The 17052-nt window shown below is 72.5% G+C and carries 17 protein-coding genes; 7 read left to right on the forward strand and 10 right to left on the reverse strand.

What is annotated here, in order from left to right:
- Positions 1-57 precede the first annotated feature (57 nt).
- Both ACFYM6_RS30740 and ACFYM6_RS30745 read right to left on the reverse strand, forming a co-directional pair.
- Positions 58-495, reverse strand: a complete 438-nt coding sequence (locus ACFYM6_RS30740) for a VOC family protein (RefSeq protein ID WP_387280967.1) — start codon at positions 493-495, stop codon at positions 58-60.
- A gap of 1 nt (position 496) precedes the next feature.
- Positions 497-1081: a DinB family protein gene (locus ACFYM6_RS30745; protein WP_387280968.1), complete on the reverse strand. Its 585-nt coding sequence runs from the start codon at positions 1079-1081 to the stop codon at positions 497-499.
- A 61-nt stretch (positions 1082-1142) separates the two neighbouring features.
- Here ACFYM6_RS30745 and ACFYM6_RS30750 point away from each other — a divergent pair, with 61 nt between their 5' ends.
- A complete protein-coding gene (locus tag ACFYM6_RS30750) occupies positions 1143-2105 on the forward strand; it encodes a helix-turn-helix transcriptional regulator (RefSeq protein ID WP_387280969.1) in 963 nt (320 codons plus the stop codon).
- A 116-nt stretch (positions 2106-2221) separates the two neighbouring features.
- On the opposite strand, the gene ACFYM6_RS30755 is transcribed toward ACFYM6_RS30750, so the two are convergent.
- The 4 genes from ACFYM6_RS30755 to tnpA all read right to left on the reverse strand — a co-directional run bounded on the left by ACFYM6_RS30755 (position 2222) and on the right by tnpA (position 7875).
- Entirely contained in the window at positions 2222-2977 is a 756-nt protein-coding gene (locus ACFYM6_RS30755; RefSeq protein ID WP_387281015.1) for an ABC transporter permease, read from the reverse strand.
- Positions 2978-3081: 104 nt separating this feature from the next.
- The gene (locus tag ACFYM6_RS30760; RefSeq protein ID WP_387280970.1) at positions 3082-4056 is read right to left on the reverse strand and encodes an ATP-binding cassette domain-containing protein; all 975 of its coding nucleotides are present in this window, start codon (positions 4054-4056) and stop codon (positions 3082-3084) included.
- A 66-nt stretch (positions 4057-4122) separates the two neighbouring features.
- Positions 4123-7281 carry a BTAD domain-containing putative transcriptional regulator gene (locus tag ACFYM6_RS30765; protein ID WP_387280971.1) on the reverse strand — a complete coding sequence of 1053 codons (3159 nt, stop codon included), beginning with the start codon at positions 7279-7281 and terminating at the stop codon, positions 4123-4125.
- A 162-nt stretch (positions 7282-7443) separates the two neighbouring features.
- A complete protein-coding gene (gene tnpA / locus ACFYM6_RS30770; RefSeq protein ID WP_387280972.1) occupies positions 7444-7875 on the reverse strand; it encodes an IS200/IS605 family transposase in 432 nt (143 codons plus the stop codon).
- 23 nt (positions 7876-7898) lie between these two features.
- On the opposite strand from tnpA, the gene ACFYM6_RS30775 reads away from it, so the two are divergent.
- The 5 genes from ACFYM6_RS30775 (at position 7899) to fmdA (ending at position 13378) form a co-directional block, all read left to right on the forward strand.
- Complete coding sequence (locus tag ACFYM6_RS30775) at positions 7899-9047, forward strand: RNA-guided endonuclease InsQ/TnpB family protein (protein WP_387280974.1); 1149 nt, start codon at positions 7899-7901, stop codon at positions 9045-9047.
- 167 nt (positions 9048-9214) lie between these two features.
- On the forward strand, positions 9215-11023 hold the full coding sequence (locus ACFYM6_RS30780; protein WP_387280975.1) for a RyR domain-containing protein: 1809 nt from the start codon (positions 9215-9217) through the stop codon (positions 11021-11023).
- Complete coding sequence (locus ACFYM6_RS30785; protein ID WP_387280976.1) at positions 11013-11525, forward strand: hypothetical protein; 513 nt, start codon at positions 11013-11015, stop codon at positions 11523-11525. The genes ACFYM6_RS30780 and ACFYM6_RS30785 overlap by 11 nt, the downstream gene beginning before the upstream one ends.
- A gap of 247 nt (positions 11526-11772) precedes the next feature.
- The gene (locus ACFYM6_RS30790) at positions 11773-12054 is read left to right on the forward strand and encodes a zinc ribbon domain-containing protein (protein ID WP_387280977.1); all 282 of its coding nucleotides are present in this window, start codon (positions 11773-11775) and stop codon (positions 12052-12054) included.
- 70 nt (positions 12055-12124) lie between these two features.
- Positions 12125-13378 (forward strand): formamidase, encoded by a 1254-nt coding sequence (gene fmdA, locus ACFYM6_RS30795; RefSeq protein WP_387280978.1) that lies wholly within the window; start codon positions 12125-12127, stop codon positions 13376-13378.
- Between the two features lie 8 nt (positions 13379-13386).
- On the opposite strand, the gene ACFYM6_RS30800 is transcribed toward fmdA, so the two are convergent.
- The 3 genes from ACFYM6_RS30800 to ACFYM6_RS30810 all read right to left on the reverse strand — a co-directional run bounded on the left by ACFYM6_RS30800 (position 13387) and on the right by ACFYM6_RS30810 (position 15404).
- Positions 13387-14799 carry an acyl-CoA synthetase gene (locus ACFYM6_RS30800; protein WP_387280979.1) on the reverse strand — a complete coding sequence of 471 codons (1413 nt, stop codon included), beginning with the start codon at positions 14797-14799 and terminating at the stop codon, positions 13387-13389.
- Positions 14765-15016 (reverse strand): hypothetical protein, encoded by a 252-nt coding sequence (locus tag ACFYM6_RS30805; RefSeq protein ID WP_387280980.1) that lies wholly within the window; start codon positions 15014-15016, stop codon positions 14765-14767. The genes ACFYM6_RS30800 and ACFYM6_RS30805 overlap by 35 nt, the downstream gene beginning before the upstream one ends.
- Before the next feature lie 127 nt (positions 15017-15143).
- On the reverse strand, positions 15144-15404 hold the full coding sequence (locus ACFYM6_RS30810; RefSeq protein ID WP_073835825.1) for a hypothetical protein: 261 nt from the start codon (positions 15402-15404) through the stop codon (positions 15144-15146).
- Positions 15405-15534: 130 nt separating this feature from the next.
- Here ACFYM6_RS30810 and ACFYM6_RS30815 point away from each other — a divergent pair, with 130 nt between their 5' ends.
- The gene (locus tag ACFYM6_RS30815; RefSeq protein ID WP_387280981.1) at positions 15535-16281 is read left to right on the forward strand and encodes a hypothetical protein; all 747 of its coding nucleotides are present in this window, start codon (positions 15535-15537) and stop codon (positions 16279-16281) included.
- Positions 16282-16298: 17 nt separating this feature from the next.
- On the opposite strand, the gene ACFYM6_RS30820 is transcribed toward ACFYM6_RS30815, so the two are convergent.
- Complete coding sequence (locus tag ACFYM6_RS30820; protein WP_387280982.1) at positions 16299-16853, reverse strand: winged helix-turn-helix domain-containing protein; 555 nt, start codon at positions 16851-16853, stop codon at positions 16299-16301.
- Between the last annotated feature and the right edge of the window lie 199 nt (positions 16854-17052).

The raw sequence follows: 17052 nt of genomic DNA on the forward strand, positions 1-17052 counted from the left end.
GGCCTGGGCATCCCGGGCCGGATCGCGCTGATGTCGCCGGCCCCGTCGCGCGGCCGATCAGTCGAGGCAGAACTCGTTGCCCTCCGGGTCGGCCATCACGATGTGACCGGCGCCGAGTGGGGGAGCGGGCTCGTGGCGCCCGAGCCGGGTGGCGCCGTGCGAGACCAGCCGCTCGGCCTCCGCCTCCAGGGCCGCCATCCGCGCCTCGCCTTCGAGCCCGGGCGCGGCTCGCACATCGAGGTGCACCCGGTTCTTGACCTGCTTGCGCTCCGGCACCCGCTGGAAGAACAGCCGCGGTCCGGCGCCCTCGGGGTCGACCACCGCCGAGGCGTCGTTGCGGCGCTCGGGCGGCACGCCCATCGCCTCCAGGGCCTGCTCCCACGACTCGAAGCCCTTGGGCGGGTCCTGCACCCGGTAGCCGAGGGCGTCGGCCCAGAACGCCGCCAACCCGGCCGGGTCGGCGCAGTCAAAAGTGATCTGTACGTCGCGGGCCATCTCAGTTCGCCTTTCGTCGGGTCTCTTCGTGAGTGTGCTGGTAGAGGTCGCGAAGCAGACACACCTCGGCCAGATGGTGGATCAGCTCGCGGTTGATGTGCAGCACCAGCGCTGCCAGGGGGCGCTCGGCGTACGGGCCCTCCGCCTCCCCGCACGGGCGAGCGAGGCCGGCTTCGCCGAGGGACTCGACCCCGGCCAGCCACGTGGCGTACTCCGCGTCGAGCTGGGCCAGCGCCGCGGCCGCGGTCGTGGCGTACTCGAACGACTGGTAGTCGGTGGGCGCGCGACCGAAGTGCGCGGCGTTGCGTACCGCGAGCACGCCGACGATCACATGCCCGAGCCGCCAGGCGATCGTCGTGAACGGTGGCGGGTCGGGCTGCGGCATCGCGAAGTCGATGGTCATCGCGCCGGACCCGGCCTGCACCGGTGCGGCGCCGCTGCCGTGCGGGCGCACGCTCCAACAGCCGGGCGCCGGCTCCCAGAAGTACTCGTCGTCGGTGAGTCCGTCGAGGCGCTCACGCAGTTGGTTGGTCCAGTGCCAGGCGAGCTGGTCCCGGAGCAGGGCGTTCCAGGTCTGGTTTGTCATGGTGCCAGCCTCACGCAGATAGCGGACAGGATCGTTCCGTGATCCGTGGGACGATGAGCGGGTGACCGTAGAAGCGACGACCCAGCGGGTGCTGCGGCTGCTGGCGCTGCTGCAGCGGCGGCCGTCCTGGACCGCCGCCGAGCTCGCCGCCGAGCTGGGGGTCACCGACCGCTCGGTGCGCCGCGACGTGGAGCGGCTGCGCGCGCTCGGCTACCCCGTGCACGCGACGGCGGGCGTCGGCGGCGGCTACCAGCTCGGCGCGGGCACCCGGCTGCCGCCGCTGCTCCTCGACGACGAGGAGGCGACCGCGACGGCGGTGTCCCTGCGGCTGGCGGCCGGGGGCACGGTCGCCGGCGCGGGCGAGGCGGCGCTGCGGGCGCTCGCGAAGCTCGACCAGGTGATGCCGCCCCGGCTGCGCGCCGAGGTGCGGGCGGTGCACGGCGCCACCGAGACCCTGGTCGACCCCGGGGTCGAGATCGACGGGGAGCTGCTGGTGACGCTCGCCCGGGCCTGTCGCGACGCCGTGCGGGTGCGGTTCCGATATGCCGGCCGCGACGGCGGGGACCGCGAGCGCACGGCCGAACCGGTGCGGATGGTCACCACCGGCCGCCGCTGGTACCTGATGGCCTGGGACGTCGACCGAGAGGACTGGCGCACCTTCCGGCTGGACCGGATGCGCGAGGTGGTGGCGACGACCTGGCGCTTCCGGGCGAGGGAGCACCCCGACCCGGTCGCCCACGTGCAGCGGTCCGTGACCGAGGCGCCGTACCGGTATCTCGCCCGGGTGCGGCTGCACGCCCGGCCCGACCAGGTGCGGGAGCTGGTGCCACCCCAGGTGGGGCGCGTCGAGGACGACCGCGACGGGTGGTGCGTGCTCGTCGTCGGCGGCGACAACCTGGACTGGCTCGCCGCGCGGGTGGCCGGGCTGGGCTTCGAGGCGGAGATGCTGGAGCCTCCGGAGCTGCGGGAAGCGACCGCCCGGCTCGCCCGGCGCCTCGCGGCGATGGCCGGGATCAGTGGATGAGCTGCTGTCCGCTGCCGGATCGCAGACGGTACCGGTAGCCCAAGCCGGCAGCGGAGGAGGCGGATGGCTGCGCACCCACCTCCTCCGGCGTACGAGCGACGCGCCCGGCCGGTGGGTCAGCGGCTGAGCCGCTGATAGCGGCGGACCGCCAGCGGCGCGACCAGCACGATGAGCAGCAGCGGCCAGCCGAGCGCCAACGGCAGCGGATGCTGCGCCGCCCACGACTCGCCGCCGATGCCCGGGTTGCCGAACAACTCCCGCGCGGCCGCCACGGTGGCGGACAGCGGATTCCACGCGGCCACCGCACCCAGCCACTGCGGCAGCAGGTCCGGGGCGACGAAGACGTTGGACAGGGCAGTGAGCGGGAAGGCCAGCGGGAACACGATCACCGCGACCGTGTCCGGGTTCGGCACGAGCAGGCCGAACAGGATGCCCACCCAGGTGAGCGCGAGCCGCAGCAGCAGGATCAGGCCCGCCGCCGCCAGCGCGTCGCCCACCCCGTTGCGCCACCGCCAACCTACGAGCAGGCCGCAGACCACCAGCGTGGCCAGTTCCAGCACGGCCCGGGCGAGATCGGCGCAGGCCCGCCCGGTGAGCAGCGCGGACCGGGCCATCGGCATGGACCGGAACCGGTCGACCACGCCACGGCTGGCGTCGAAGGCGACCGCCGACGCGGTGGCGCCGAGGCCGTAGAGCATCGTCATCACGAACACGCCGGGCAGCAGGAACTCCCGGTAGTTGCCGTTGCCGGGCACCGCCATGCCGCTGCCGAACACGTAACCGAAGACGAGCACGAACATGATCGGCAGGCTGAAGTAGAGGATGATCTCCTCGGGCGACCGGACCACGTGCCGCATGTTCCGTCCGGCCATCACCCAACCGTCGGCCACCGCCCAGCCGAGCCGGACCAGCGCACCGGCGGTCCGGACCTCTGCCGTGGTTGCGGCTGCGCCGCGCCGGGAGTCGACTGCCGTGCTCACGCCGCCACCTCCTCGCGGGTACCGGCCGACCGGTGCCCGGTGAGCCGTAGGAACGCCTCGTCCAGGGTGGGCCGGCGCAGGACGACGTCCTCGACCGCCACACCGTGCTCCTGCAGCGCCCGCATGACCTCGGCGAGCGCGCCGATCCGGTCCACGACGGGCGCGCTGAGCTGCCGGATCTCCACGTCCACGGACACCGGCCCGCCGGTGATCCGTTCGACGACGCCGGCGGCGGCCGGCAACTGCGCGGCGTGCCGGACCACCAGCTCGATCCGGTCCTCGCCGATCCGGGCCTTCAGCTCGGCCGAGGTGCCCTCGGCCACCACCCGGCCGGCGTCCACCACCGAGATCCGGTCGGCCAGCTGGTCCGCCTCCTCCAGGTACTGCGTGGTGAGCAGCACCGTGGTGCCGTCCGCGACGAGCGACCGGACCGCCTCCCACAGGCCGTTTCGGCTGCGCGGGTCCAGCCCGGTGGTGGGCTCGTCCAGGAACAGCACCCGCGGCGTAGTGATCAGGCTGGCGGCGAGATCGAGGCGCCGGCGCATCCCACCGGAATACGCCCCGGCCGAGCGGTCCGCCGCGTCGGCGAGCCCGAACTGGTCGAGCAGCTCGTCGGCCCGACGCCGGGCCACCCGCGCCGGCAGGTGCCGCAGCCGGCCGAACAGGATCAGGTTCTGCCGCCCGCTGAGGATCTCGTCGACCGCGGCGTACTGCCCGGTCAACCCGATCAGCGCGCGGACCCGATCGGGGTGCCGGGCCACGTCGTACCCGGCCACCCGCGCGTGCCCGGCGTCGAAGCGCAGCAGGGTGGCCAGGATCCGCACCGCAGTGGTCTTGCCCGCGCCGTTCGGGCCGAGCAGTCCGCAGACCGTGCCGGTCGGCACAGCCAGGTCGAACCCGTCGAGGGCCGGCGTGCCGCCGTACGACTTGCGCAGCCCCTCGGCGACGACGGCTGATGTTTCGTAGGTCATGCCAGCAGCCTGGCCGGCCGCGCTGACCGGCCGCGCACCGTCCGCTGACGGCGGCTGTGCCCGCCGTCAGCGCCCGTCCAGCAGCGCGAGCGCCCGCTCCCGGCCCAGCCCGGCGCCCCGGGCGAAGGCCCGCTCGAACGCCCCGTCCCCGAGCTGCGCCCGGGCTTCCGCCGCCACCGGCGCGGCCTGCGCCGCCTCGCCAGCGCCGGTACCGCGCAGCAGCGCCGACACCGACCCGAGCAACAGCGCCGCCCGCTCGGCCTCACCGCGCCGCAGCACCGGCCCGACCAGGCCCGCCACCGCGGCGCCGACGGTCGGCACGTCCCACACCCCGAGGGTCGCGCCCAGCACCTCCCGGTAGCGGGCGCGGGCCGTCGGCGCGTCCCCGATCGCGTCGGCAATCTGTCCGAGCGCGACCAACGCCGCCAGCCGCACCACCTCGGCGCCGAACCAGCCGGCCGGGCACTCCGCCACCGCCTGCTCGCACAGCTGCCGGGCCCGGTCCAGGTCACCGCTCCGCCGGGCGATCTCGCCGAGCCCGTAGTGGGCCGCGGCGACCAGCTCCGGCGCCCCGGCCGGTTGCGCGACCTCCACCACCCGGTGGTAGTCGGTGCCCGCCCCGTCCAGGTCACCGACCCCGAGCCGCCCGTCCGCCCGGGTACGCAGCAACTCGGCCATGTCGAGCGCCGAGCCGAGCTCGCGCGCCAACCGCAGCGCCTCCGCCATCGGTTCGGCGGCCGCCGCGGAATCCCCGACCCGGTAGGCACCCTCGGCGAGCGTGCTCAGGACCAGGATCATGCCCCACCGTTCGCCGATCGCGCGGAAACCGTCGAGGGCGACCGCCAGCTCCGCGCGGGCCTCGTCGTACCGGCCGTTGAGCAGCCACAACATGGCCAGCCCGAGCGACCCCAGGGCCTGGCTCCACGGGTCACCACCGAGCAACGCGTCCCGCCGCTGCGTGAGCAGCGATATCCGCTCCTGTGACGGGGGACCGGCGGTCATCCCGGACAGGTAGAGCAGGAACGGGTACGCGGGCGGCCGGCCCAGACCCCAGAGGATGTCGCTGGCCGCCAACGGGTTCGCGCTGCCGCAGCCGCTCACCGCGGCGACCAGCAGGCAGAGCGCGTACTCCTCGGCGAGCCCCGGCGGCGGAGCGCCGAGCCGGTCGACGAGCCGGCCGGCCAGCGCGGCGCCCTCGGCCCGCAGGCCCCGCAGCCACCAGTAGAAAGACAGGGCGGCGACCAGCCGCAACGCGACGCCGGTGTCATCGCCCGCCACCGCCCGGCGCAGCGCGGCGAGCAGGTCATCGCGGTCGGCGTCCAGCCGCCGCAGCCACTCCAGCTGCGCCGCACCCCGCAACCCGACGTCGCCCGCCCGAGCGAGGTCGAGAAAGTACGCCGCGTGCGCGTGGCGCAGCCGGTCGACCTCGCCCGCCTCGGCGAGCCGCTCGGCCGCGAACGCGCGCACCGTCTCCAACATGCGGAAACGCCCGTCGGTCGCGTCCACCAGCGACTTCTCCACCAGGCTCGTCAGCACGTCGAGCACGTCCGCGCCCACCGGCGCGCAGACCCGCTCGATGGCCGCCAGGTCGGCGCTGCCGGCGAACACGCTCAGCCGGCGCGCCAGCCGCCGCTCCGGCTCGTCCAGCAGATCCCAGCTCCACCGCACCACCGCCCGCAACGTCTGGTGCCGCGGCTCGGCCACCCGGCAGCCCCGGTTCAGCAGCCGGAACCGGTCGTCCAGCCGGGCCGCCACCTCCGCCGCCGGCAGCGCCCGCAACCGCGCCGCGGCCAGCTCGATCGCCAGCGGCAAACCGTCGAGGGTACGGCAGATCCGCAACACCGCGGCCACCGTGCTCGCGTCCACCGCGAACCCCGGCGCCACATCGGCGGCGCGGTCCGCGAACAGCCGCACCGCGGCGTACTCCCGGGCCAACTCGGCCGGGACGCTGCCGGACGGCACCGGCAGCCCGACCACCGGGCAGAGCGCCTCACCGGTCACACCGAGCGGTTCCCGGCTGGTGGCCAGGACGCGGACCATCGGGGCGGCCCGCAGCAGCCGGGCGGTGAGCCGGGCCGCGTCGGCCACCACATGCTCGCAGTTGTCGAGCAGGAGCAGCAGCCGGCGGTCGGCGAGCGCCGCGACCAGCCGGTCGGTGACGTCACGGGGCCCGCCCGGCACGCGCAGCGTGGCGTCGCGCAGATCGAGCGCGGCCAGCACCGCCGGGGCGACCTCCGCACCGGCCGGCACCGCGGCAAGCTCGACCAGGCACACCTCGCCGCCGTGCCGTGCGGCGGCCTCAAGACCCAACCGGGTCTTCCCCACGCCGCCCGGGCCGTGCAGCGTGACCAGCCGAGCCTCGCCGAGCAGCTTGCCGAGCCGGCGCAGTTCCGCCTCCCGGCCCACGAAGCTGCTCAACTGACCGGGCAGCGCGGGCAGCCGGGGCGGGGCCACCTCGGCGCGGGGTTCGACCTCGTCGCGCAGCAGGGCCGCGTGCAACGCGACCAACTCGGCGGACGGGTCGGTGCCCAGTTCGTCGGCGAGCACCCGACGAAGGTCCGCGAAGGCGGTGAGCGCCTCGGCCCGGCGACCGTCGGCGCGCAGCACGCGCATCAGCTGGCCGTGCAGCCGCTCCCGCAACGGGTGCGCGGCCACCAGCTCCCGCAGCTCGGCCACCAGTGTCCCGACGGCAGACGATCCGGGCGCCGCCAGCCGCAGCTCCGCCTCGATCCGCTCCTCCGTCGCGGCAAGCCGGCGATCCCACAGCCGCGCCGCCTGCGCCGCGGCGAACGGCGCCTCCGGCACATCCGCCAGCGGTTCCCCGCGCCACAGCGCGAGCGCCTCGCGCAGCAGGTCGGCGGCTCGGCGCGGATCGCCGCCGTCGAGCGCGGCCCGCCCCGCGTCGGCCAGGCGGACGAACCGGTGCACGTCGACGTCCTCCGGGTCGACCGCCAGCCGGTAGCCCGCCGGGTGGAACTCGACCGGATCGACCGGCCCGGTCGACAGCACCTGGCGCAGCCGGGACACCTGCGACTGCAGCGCGTTCGCCACGCCGGCCGGCGGGTCGGCGCCGTAGAGGCCGTCGATCAGCCGATCCCGCGGCACCACCCGCCCGCCGTCGAGCAGCAACAGCACCAGCAGCGCGCGCAGCCGCGGCCCGCCGACGGTCAGCCGGCGACCGTCGGCGGTATACACCTCGGTCGCGCCCAGGATGCCGAACCGCACGGCGTCGATTGTCGCTCAGGCGTTCCTGGTCGACGACGGCCACCGCCCACCGGTTCGGGTTCACCTGCGAAATGCGCAGGTGCGTCGAGCGCGGCCCCGATCGACTCCGTCAACCTGGCCTAGCGAGGAATCCCGGTCCCTTCAGGGCCGGGAGGAATCGCGTCACGAGCCTGGACGTTTCTGGTTTTCGATGTACTCACGGATGACGGCGAGGGGTGCTCCACCGCAGGATCCGGCGAAGTACGACGGTGACCACAGGTGGCCGTGCATGATGTGCCGGTTGATCTGGTCGGTGAATTCCTGCCGCAGGTAGTGCGTGGAGACGCCTTTGAGTCGGTTGACCAGGGTTGAGATCGGTAGTTTCGGTGGATAGTGGACGAGGAGGTGGACGTGGTCGTCTTCGCCGTTGAACTCCCGCAGTTGCGCACCGAGCTTGGCGCACATGTCAGCCATGATCTGCCCGCACCGGGTGAGCATGGCGTCGTTGAGCACGTCCCGCCGGGACTTGGTGACGAAGACAAGATGTACGTGCAGGTTGTAGACAACGCTGCGGCCACGGCGAACATTCGGGTCTGGGGTCCATCGGGGTGACATAGGCCAGACGGTATACTGTGGACGTGAAACTGGTCGTGCGGGTGCGGCTGTTCCCCGACGCCGGCCAGGAGGCGGCATTGCGGGACACGCTGAGCCTGTGCAACGAGGCCGCGAACCTGGTTTCCGGTGAGGCGTATCGGTCTCGGGTGTTCGGCAAGCAGGCGTTGCAGCGGCTCACCTACGGCCGGTTGAAGGCGATGGGGTTGTCGGCTCAGCCTGCGATCCACGTCGCCCGCAAGGTCGCCGGCGCGTACGCCACCCTGAACGCCAACATCCGCGCCGGCAACCTCGGCGAGCCCGGGTCGAAGCGTCGCCGCAAGGCTGAGGCGAAGCCGGTCGGATTCCGTCGGGACGCCGCGCAGCCGTTCGACGACCGCTGCCTGTCCTGGCAGATGCGCTCGGGCACGGTTTCCATCTGGACCACCGCGGGGCGGCAGGCCGGCATCCGCTTCGCCTGCTCTGAGCAGCAGTACGCCACCCTGGTGGCGCACCGGCGGGGTGAATCTGACCTGGTGTGCCGTGACGGAAAGTGGTTCCTGTACGCCACCTGCGACATTCCCGATATGGAGGTGAAAGAGCCTGACGGGTTCCTCGGCGTTGACCTGGGCATCGCGAACATCGCCACCACCAACGACGGCATCCGACACAGCGGCAAGGGTTTGAACCGGGTCAGGCATCGCCACCAGCGGCTGCGGGCCAAGCTCCAGCGTATCGGCACCAAATCGGCCAAGCGGCTGTTGAAGGCCCGCCGACGTAAGGAAGCCCGGTTCGCGGCCGACACCAACCATCGCATCGCCAAGCAGATCGTGACCGAGGCCGAACGCACCGGCCGCGGCATCGCCCTGGAGAACCTCACGGGCATCCGCGACCGGGTACGGCTCCGACGGCCCCAGCGGGTCACCCTGCACACGTGGGCATTCCACCAACTCGGCCAGTACATCGCCTACAAAGCGACACGAGCCGGAGTGGCGACCGTCTACGTCGATCCGGCGTACACCTCGCAGGGCTGCTCCGCCTGCGGGCACATCGCCAAAGCCAACCGCCCCAACCAGACCACCTTCCGATGCACGTCGTGCGGCTTCGCTGAGCACGCCGACGTGAACGCAGCCCGCAACATCGCCACACGCGGTGCTACGGACTGGGCAGCCGTCAGCCTGCCAAACGCGGCGTGACCGATGCAGCCAGCATCGAACACGATCTGCAACCTCAGCCCTTCAGGGCCGAGAAGCTGACATAGCATGGCGCTCATGGTCGCAACCTGGTGGCCGCGCCGCCCCTACCGGCGTCCCCGCCTCGCCAGCCCCTGCCACCACCGTCCCACCGACCCGAGCGCCGCTCGATGACGGACCCCGTCGCCGGCTTTTCCCGCCCAGCCGGATGGTGGCTGCGCATCGTGTTCGGAGTCATCGGGCTGGCCTCCCTCGTCCTCGGCTACATCGGCTTCGAGCGCCTGCTCGCGGTACGGCCCGAGACCGCCCACGACCCGTACGACGTGCTCTACTACGACCTGCAACTCTTCGTCCTCAGCGCCGAGCCCTTCCAGAACGCCGGCCCCTACCCGTGGCAGCTGCAGGTCGCCCGGTTCACCGCCCCGCTGTTCACCCTCCTCGCCGTGGCCGAGACGGGCCGGCTGCTGCTGGCCGCCGAGATCCGCCGCCTGCGCGCCCGACGAGCCCGCGATCACGTCCTGGTCTGCGGCGACTCCCAGTTCGCCCACATGCTCGCCGACCGGCTCTTCGCCGACGGCGAACGCGTGGTCGTGGTGCGCTCCGAACCGTTCGGACCGCTGGAATACCGCCGGCGCCGCTATCTGGGCGTCGTCGGCGACCCGACCAGCCCGGAAGTGCTGCGCGGCGCGGGGCTGCCCCTGGCCCACACCATCTACGCCTGCACCGACGACGCCGACCGCAACCACGCGATCGCCAACACCGCCAGCCGACTCGTCCAGGACCGGCGGCAACCACCTCGGGTCTACGTGCAGGTCCACGACCCCGAGATGTGCCTGTCCCTGCAGGCCCGACGACTCGGCGCCGCCGGATCCAGCCGACTACGGCTGGACTACTTCCACGTCGACGACGTCGCCGCCCGCGCGCTGCACCGCCACCACCCACTGCCACCCGCGACCGGCCGACCGGCCAGGGTTCTCATCGCCGGCACCGGCGCCTTCCGCCGAGCCCTCCTGGTGGAAACCGCCCGGCACTGGCGAGCCCGCCGCGCCGACACCCCTCCCGGTCACCTCGTCACACCCCTGCGGGTGGACCTCGTCGCCCCGGACGCCAGCACCGAACTGGCCCTCGCGGCGTCCCGCTACCCGTTCCTGACCACCGTCTGCGAGCTCGCCGCGTACAACCTGGACCTCGACCGCCTCGTCGAGCTCGCCCCGCTCGAACGCGACCACTACGACCGCATCTACATCTGCGCCCCGGAGGAGACCAGCGGCCTGCAGTTCGTGCTGGACACGCCCGCCCTCTGGCAGGGCGCGGAGAGTTCCGTGTTCGTACCGGTCTATCGGCAGGCCGCGCTCGCCGCCGCCTTCCACGGCGACTCCCGCCACGACCTCCTCGACGAGGTGCACGGCAAGCTCCGCCTCTACCCGGTGCTGACCCGCGCCTGCGACGCCCGGCTGATCGCCGAGGACCTCACCGAACGGCTGGCCCGGCTGATCCACGACCGCTACCTGCAAGCCCAGCAGCGCGCCGGAGTACGCCCCGGCGACGCGCCGGCGATGGTGGACTGGTCACGACTGTCCGAGTCACTGCGGCGAGCCAACCGGGCCCACGTCCAGGACATCGCCGCCAAGCTGTTGAACCTCGGCTGCGTCGTGGCACCCCGGCACGGCAGCACCGGCGACGCCTCCGCCGCCGGGCTGGCCATCGACGACCGGATCGAGGAACTCGCCCGCCTCGAGCACGAACGGTGGTGCCGGGAACGACGAGGAGAAGGCTGGACGTACGGCGAACCCCGCGACGACGCCCGGCGGCGGCACCCGGCGCTGCGGCCGTGGGACGAGCTGACTCCCGAGGTCCAGGAGCAGAACCGCGAGGAGATCCGGGCGCTGCCCGACGTGCTGTCCGACAACGGGTTCGAGCTGATCCGGCTGGCGCCCGCGGTGCCCGCGCAGCGGAGGGGACCGGGGAATGTCCGCTGATTCCGTACCGGTGCGCGTCGGCATCACCGGGCACATCAACCTGACCCGCGCCACCGAGGGGCTCGTCGCCGACGCGCTCCGCGTCGAGCTGCGCCGGATCAGTGACCGGCCGGTGCACGGCGTCACCTGCCTGGCGGCCGGCGCCGATCAGGTCTTCGCGCGCACGATTCTGGCCACCGGCGGCACGTACGAGGTGATTCTGCCGGCTCGGGACTACCGGACCGCCGTGATCGACCCCGGGAACCTGGCCGCCTTCGACGAGCTGCTGGCCCGGGCGGTCGAGGTCATCGACACCGGGTACGACCGCTCGGGCACCGCCGCCTACGTGGCGGCCAACCGGGAACTGGTGCGACGGGTGCAGCGACTCGTGGCGGTGTGGGACGGCGAACCCGGCTGCCACGCGGCGTCGACGGACCGGACGATCGAGTGGGCGCGGGAGCACGACATCCCCACCACGATCCTCTGGCCCGACGGCGCCCGTCGAGTGCTCCCTGAGGGTTGATGGGTCGGCAACCGCGGACGGCTCCCCTCGAAACCGTTGGCGGGCTGCTGGACCGGGCCGGGACGCCGCTCAAGGGCCGGCGCCCGGCCACGGAGGAGGATTGTTGCACCAGCATTAACGATTTGCGGCATTGGCCTGCGAGGCAGGCCGTCCGCATCCGATGCTGGCACCACGGGCACGCGACTCCTGGACCGTTCCGTCACGCACGCGCACGGGCCGGGAACGTGCCTCGGCGAGGGAGGCTGGGGTGGCGACCTATACGTACCGATGTTCCCAGCACGGCGATTTCGCCGTGTCATTTCCGATCGGCGAGGCGACCGCACGTGTCCCGTGTTCGCTGTGCGGCAGCGACGGGGCCAGGGTGATCTCCGCGCCGCTGCTCATCCGCACGCCACGTCCGTTGGCCGCGGCGATCGACCGCGCGGCGCAGAGCGCGGAAAGGCCCGACGTGGTGTCGTCGATTCCCGGCAGGCAGCAGGCGGGACGCCGCCCGGCGAACCCCCTCCAGGCTCGCCTGCCACGGCCATGAACGTGGGGTAGGACCCGGCGTCGGATGTCCCAGAGGGCCCGGCACGGCACTCGGCGAAGGGAAGCGGCTCATGCCCGAAGTGTTGTTCCCACTGGACTCGGCCAGGAGTTTCACCGACCAGGAGAAGGTCGGTCACAACAGATGGCACCCGGACATCCCGCCCGCGGTCACCGTCCGGCCCGGCCAGTCGTTCCGCGTGCACTGCCGGGAGTGGTTCGACGGCGCCATCCACAACGACGACTCGGCGGTGGACGTGCGGGACGCGCCCCTGTCGAAGGTCCACGCCCTCAGCGGACCGTTCGCGGTGCAGGGTGCCGAGCCCGGCGACCTGCTCGTGGTCGACATCCTCGACGTCGGCCCCATTCCACAGGAGGACTCGGGCCCCCTCGCCGGCCAGGGCTGGGGATACACCGGGATCTTTCCCAAACGCAACGGCGGGGGTTTCCTCACCGACTACTTCCCGGACGCCTACAAGGCGGTCTGGGACTTCGCCGGGCAGAAGGCCACGTCTCGGCACATCCCGGGGGTCACGTTCACCGGGATGATCCATCCCGGGCTGATGGGGACCGCCCCGTCGGCCCAGCTGCTGGCGACCTGGAACCAACGGGAAACGGCGCTGCGGGCCACGGATCCCGACCGGGTGCCGCCACTGTCACTGCCACCCGAGCCGCGTGACGCGATCCTCGGGACGCTGAGCGGCGCCGACTTCGACCGGGTGGCGGCGGAAGCGGCACGCACGGCGCCTCCCCGGGAAAACGGTGGGAACCAGGACATCAAGAACCTCACCAAGGGATCACGGGTCTTCTATCCGGTCTACGTCCCGGGCGCGAACCTGTCCGTCGGCGACCTCCATTTCTCCCAGGGTGACGGGGAGATCACGTTCTGCGGCGCCATCGAAATGGGCGGCTTCATCGACCTGCACGTCGACCTCATCAAAGGCGGCATGAGCACCTACGGCGTCTCCGAGAACGTCATCTTCCTGCCGGGAAACACGAACCCGCAGTACTGCCAGTGGCTGGCCTTCTCCGGCATCTCCGTGACGCTGGACGGCGAACAGCGCTACCTGGACTCCCAGCTGGCGTTCCAGCGAGCCTGCCTGCATGCCATCGACTACCTGACCAAATTCGGCTACACCCCGGAACAGGCCTACCTCCTCCTGGGCGCCGCGCCGATCGAGGGACGGTTCTCCGGGGTGGTGGACATCCCGAACTCCTGTGCCACCGTCTACATCCCGACCGAGATCTTCGACTTCGACGTGCGGCCGTCGGCCGGCGGACCGACCAGGATCGATCCAGGCCAGGGTGCGCCGAAGGCGAGCTTCTGAGGGACGTGTCATCCTGCGGCGAGCAGCTTCTTCTGCACCTTGCCCATCGCGTTGCGCGGCAGCTGCTCCACCAGATGGATCTGCCGCGGGCGTTTGTGCGCGGCGATCCGGCCGGCCACGAACTCGATGAGCTGCGCCTCGCTCGCCGCGTCGGCGACCACGTAGGCGACCACCTGCTGCCCGAGGTCGGGATGGGGCGCGCCGACCACGGCCGCCTCCCGGACCGCGGGGTGGGCGAGCAGCGCGTCCTCCACCTCGCCCGCGCCGATCCGGTACCCACCACTCTTGATCATGTCGATGGACGCCCGGCCCATGATCCGGTGCCACCCGTCGGCGTCGACGGTGGCGATGTCGCCGGTGCGGAACCAGCCGTCCGAGGTGAACGACTCCCGGTCGGCCTCCGGCCGGTTGAGGTACCCGCGGAACATCATCGGCCCACGCACCTGGAGCTCGCCGGGGGACTCCCCGTCGGGCGCCACCGGGCCGCCGTCCTCGCCGACCAACCGGGTCTCGACTCCGGCCAGAGGCGTGCCGACGAAGCCGGGCCGGCGCGCACCGTCCGCGCGTCCGCTGACCGTGATCAGCGTCTCGGTCATCCCATACCGCTCGACCGGTGGTTGACCGGTGAGCTCGGCGAGCCGCGCGAAGACGGGCAGCGGCAGCGGTGCGCTGCCGGAGACCAGCAGCCGAGCCGACGACAGAGCCCGGGCGGAGGACGGATCGCCGCAGACCCGCGACCACACGGTCGGCACGCCGAAGTACAGGGTGCCGCCGGCGGCGGCGTACGCGTCCGGCGTGGGACGGCCGGTGTGGGCCAGCCGGGAACCGACCCGCAGCGCACCCAGCACCCCGAGCACGAGGCCGTGTACGTGGAACAGGGGCAGACCGTGCACCAGCAGATCCTCGGGTGTCCACGACCAGGCGTCGGCCAGGGCGTCCAGGTCGGCGGCGATCGCCTGCCGGGGGATCACCGCTCCCTTCGGCGCTCCCGTGGTGCCGGAGGTGTAGAGGATCAGCGCGTGGCTCTCCGGCGCCGGCTCGGGATAGCCGCTGCTTGAGCGGGCGCCCAGGTCGACGGCGACGACGGGAACCCGAACGTCCGCCAGCGCCGCGCCGCCCTCGACGGCCGGGGGGACGAGCAGCAGCGAGGCGGCGGAGTCGCGCAGCACGTGGTCCCGCTCGGCCGGGCCGGAATCCGGCGGCACCGGTACGACGGGGACGCCGGCGAGCAGGCCGGCGACCACGGCCACCACGGTCTCCATGCTGGCCGTCGCCCAGATCGCCACCGCGTCGCTGCCGGCGATGCGGTCGGCGAGGGCGGTAGCGGCGGACAGCAACTCCTCCCGCGACGCCCGCCGGTCCCCGACCCGGATCGCGTCGGCGTCGTCACCGAACGCCCCGGACAAGGCCGGCAGCAGCACCTCGTGGCTTCCTCTCGCGTGCTCTCAGTCCAGCAGCCAGGTCTGCATTGAGCAGCCCCTCGTAGTGCCCGCTTCGGACAGCCGCGACGAGCGCGGTGACGCCGGCGCCGAGCAGGTAGTCGGCCGCGAGTAGACCGTGGAGCGCCAGGATGGCACGCGTGCCGGCGGGCCGTTCCGCGTGGATCGACTGCCGGGCACCACTCGCCACGTCCGTCATCGCCTGACGGTACCGCCCAGCCGCCCTCCCCGTGTGTCCCGTACCCGGGCACGCATGCGCGACGTACCCGGGCTGCTCCCCAGCGGCCCGGGTGCCGTCGACGTGGGCCGAGGCCCGACCGGTGTCGCTACCGGCTGCTCTTGAGGTTCTGGTAGAGCTGCTCGGGATCGCGGACGAAGTCCATCTTCTTGTCCCGCGCCCGGGCGAAGTCGTCGATCATGTGCTGCACCTCGCCCGGGGTGAACCGTCGGTCCTCGTCACCTTCCTTCTTCAGCCAGTTGATCACGTCGTCGTAGTTCTTCCAGTCCTTCTTGCCCATCAGGCGCTCGATGTCGGTGACGTCGTAGTCCTTCTGCATCGCCTGGCTGGACGGATCGTGGATCTTCATCGACTGCTCCTCCCCGTGACGGCGTTCCTCGCCCGATTGCCCGTGGTGCAGGCGAGCAAACGGGCGGGCCGGGGAGCACTCCGGGCCGCGGGCGGCGTTCGGGACCGGCCGTTGCGGGTACGCGGGGCGGATGGCGGAGCTGCTGGAGGACGGCGACATCTACTTCCTCTACCGCCCCCGCGTGGAGGAGGAGCACGTCGACTCCCTGGAAGAGGTGCAGCGGCTGCTGGTGGTGCTGCACCCGTGGCACGGGAGGCACCTGCGGCTGCTGATCGTCGGCCGCAAACGCCTGCCCGACATCGACGAGCACGACCGCTTCTGGGCGTTCGTCGACGAGGTCGTGGATCGGCCCGAGCAGCTGCACGAGGCGGTGCAGGCGCGGGCGTACCGGACGAGGACCCGCGACCGGCGCCGGCAGCCGCCGGCGCGGCCCGTGGCGGAGGGCGCGTACGTGATCGCCCGGCACGACGACCACACGCACCTGGCGTACGAGCTGGAACTGCCGGTTCGGCCCGGCGAGGCGCAGCACGAGCTGAGCATCGAGCCGGAGGCGAGCTACATCGTCACGGTCAAGAACCCGCAGGCGCCGTCCCCGCCCGGGGTCGGCCTCGGCCGGTCGCGCAAGGTCAAGCTGCCCGCCGCGCTGCAGCAGAAGTTCCACGGTCGCCGCTTCGCCCCGCTCGACCCGCCCGGCTTCCTCGACCACCCCGGGACCGAGCTCGTGCTCATCGGCGCCGCCCACGACGCCTCGCAGGAGTTGCGGGTCGACCTGGACGCGGAGGTCGACCGGGCGGAGCGGAGCACGGTCTTCGGAGACCTGCGGATCAGCCGCCGGGACCGCCCGGTGACCCCGCTCTTCGAGGGCAGGTGGGCCTGACCGCGCCAGAACGGGCGTCACACGTCGGGAGTCCCCGGTTGCTGGTGGCCGGCCAGCCGGAACCCGACCCCGCGTACCGCGACGATGGTGACGCCGGTGCCGAGTTCGGTGAGCTTGCGCCGTAGCCGCTTCACCAGCGACTGCACGTCGGCCTTGCGTTCCCGCCCTTCGTCACGCCAGACCGATCGGTGCAGCTCGGGGTAGCTCCAGGCCCGGATCGGCTCGGTGGTCAGGCAGGCCAGCAGGTCGTGCTCGAGGCGGGTGAGGCTGATCTCGCGGTCCCGCCAGCGGGCGGTGGACCGGGCCGAGTCGATCTGCAGGATGTCGCCGGCTCCGGTGGACGGGGCGGCGGGTGGTGGCGACGCCGCTGCCCGGGCGAGCCGCTGTGGCGTCGCGATCAGCCTGCGCAGCTCGTCGAGGTCGGCGACCAGCAGCAGCGGTGCGACGCCGTCGAGGCGTTCGGCGAGCCGGAGTCGCTCGGCCGGCGACGGCGTCACCGCGATCAACAGCGGGAACAGTTCCTCGGTCGGCTCGGACCGGTCCGGTACCCTGCTTTCCTCGTCCTCGGCCACTGCACCCCACCCCGAACGGTGGGCAAAATCTGCCCAACTTCGCTATGGCCCTGACAGTAATTGTCAATCTTGCCGACAACCAGGCAACGGTTAGTGAGAAGTTGCTTACGTAGCGTTCTTGATCGCGCTTTCCTCTAGATCATAGTGTCCACCCTGGGCAGCCGACGTGACCCGCGCGGCGCCCTGAGGGGGCATGGGG

The organism is Micromonospora sp. NPDC006431 (assembly GCF_042870725.1).
In the GTDB taxonomy this organism is placed as follows: domain Bacteria; phylum Actinomycetota; class Actinomycetes; order Mycobacteriales; family Micromonosporaceae; genus Micromonospora.

Coding starts and splice junctions, on each gene's coding strand:
- ACFYM6_RS30740 (WP_387280967.1), bottom strand. CDS start 495: ATGGCCCGCGACGTACAGATCACTTTTGACTGCGCCGACCCGGCCGGG.
- ACFYM6_RS30745 (WP_387280968.1), bottom strand. CDS start 1,081: ATGACAAACCAGACCTGGAACGCCCTGCTCCGGGACCAGCTCGCCTGG.
- ACFYM6_RS30755 (WP_387281015.1), bottom strand. CDS start 2,977: ATGGCCGGACGGAACATGCGGCACGTGGTCCGGTCGCCCGAGGAGATC.
- ACFYM6_RS30760 (WP_387280970.1), bottom strand. CDS start 4,056: ATGACCTACGAAACATCAGCCGTCGTCGCCGAGGGGCTGCGCAAGTCG.
- tnpA (WP_387280972.1), bottom strand. CDS start 7,875: ATGTCACCCCGATGGACCCCAGACCCGAATGTTCGCCGTGGCCGCAGC.
- ACFYM6_RS30780 (WP_387280975.1), top strand. CDS start 9,215: ATGACGGACCCCGTCGCCGGCTTTTCCCGCCCAGCCGGATGGTGGCTG.
- ACFYM6_RS30785 (WP_387280976.1), top strand. CDS start 11,013: ATGTCCGCTGATTCCGTACCGGTGCGCGTCGGCATCACCGGGCACATC.
- fmdA (WP_387280978.1), top strand. CDS start 12,125: ATGCCCGAAGTGTTGTTCCCACTGGACTCGGCCAGGAGTTTCACCGAC.
- ACFYM6_RS30805 (WP_387280980.1), bottom strand. CDS start 15,016: ATGACGGACGTGGCGAGTGGTGCCCGGCAGTCGATCCACGCGGAACGG.
- ACFYM6_RS30810 (WP_073835825.1), bottom strand. CDS start 15,404: ATGAAGATCCACGATCCGTCCAGCCAGGCGATGCAGAAGGACTACGAC.
- ACFYM6_RS30815 (WP_387280981.1), top strand. CDS start 15,535: ATGGCGGAGCTGCTGGAGGACGGCGACATCTACTTCCTCTACCGCCCC.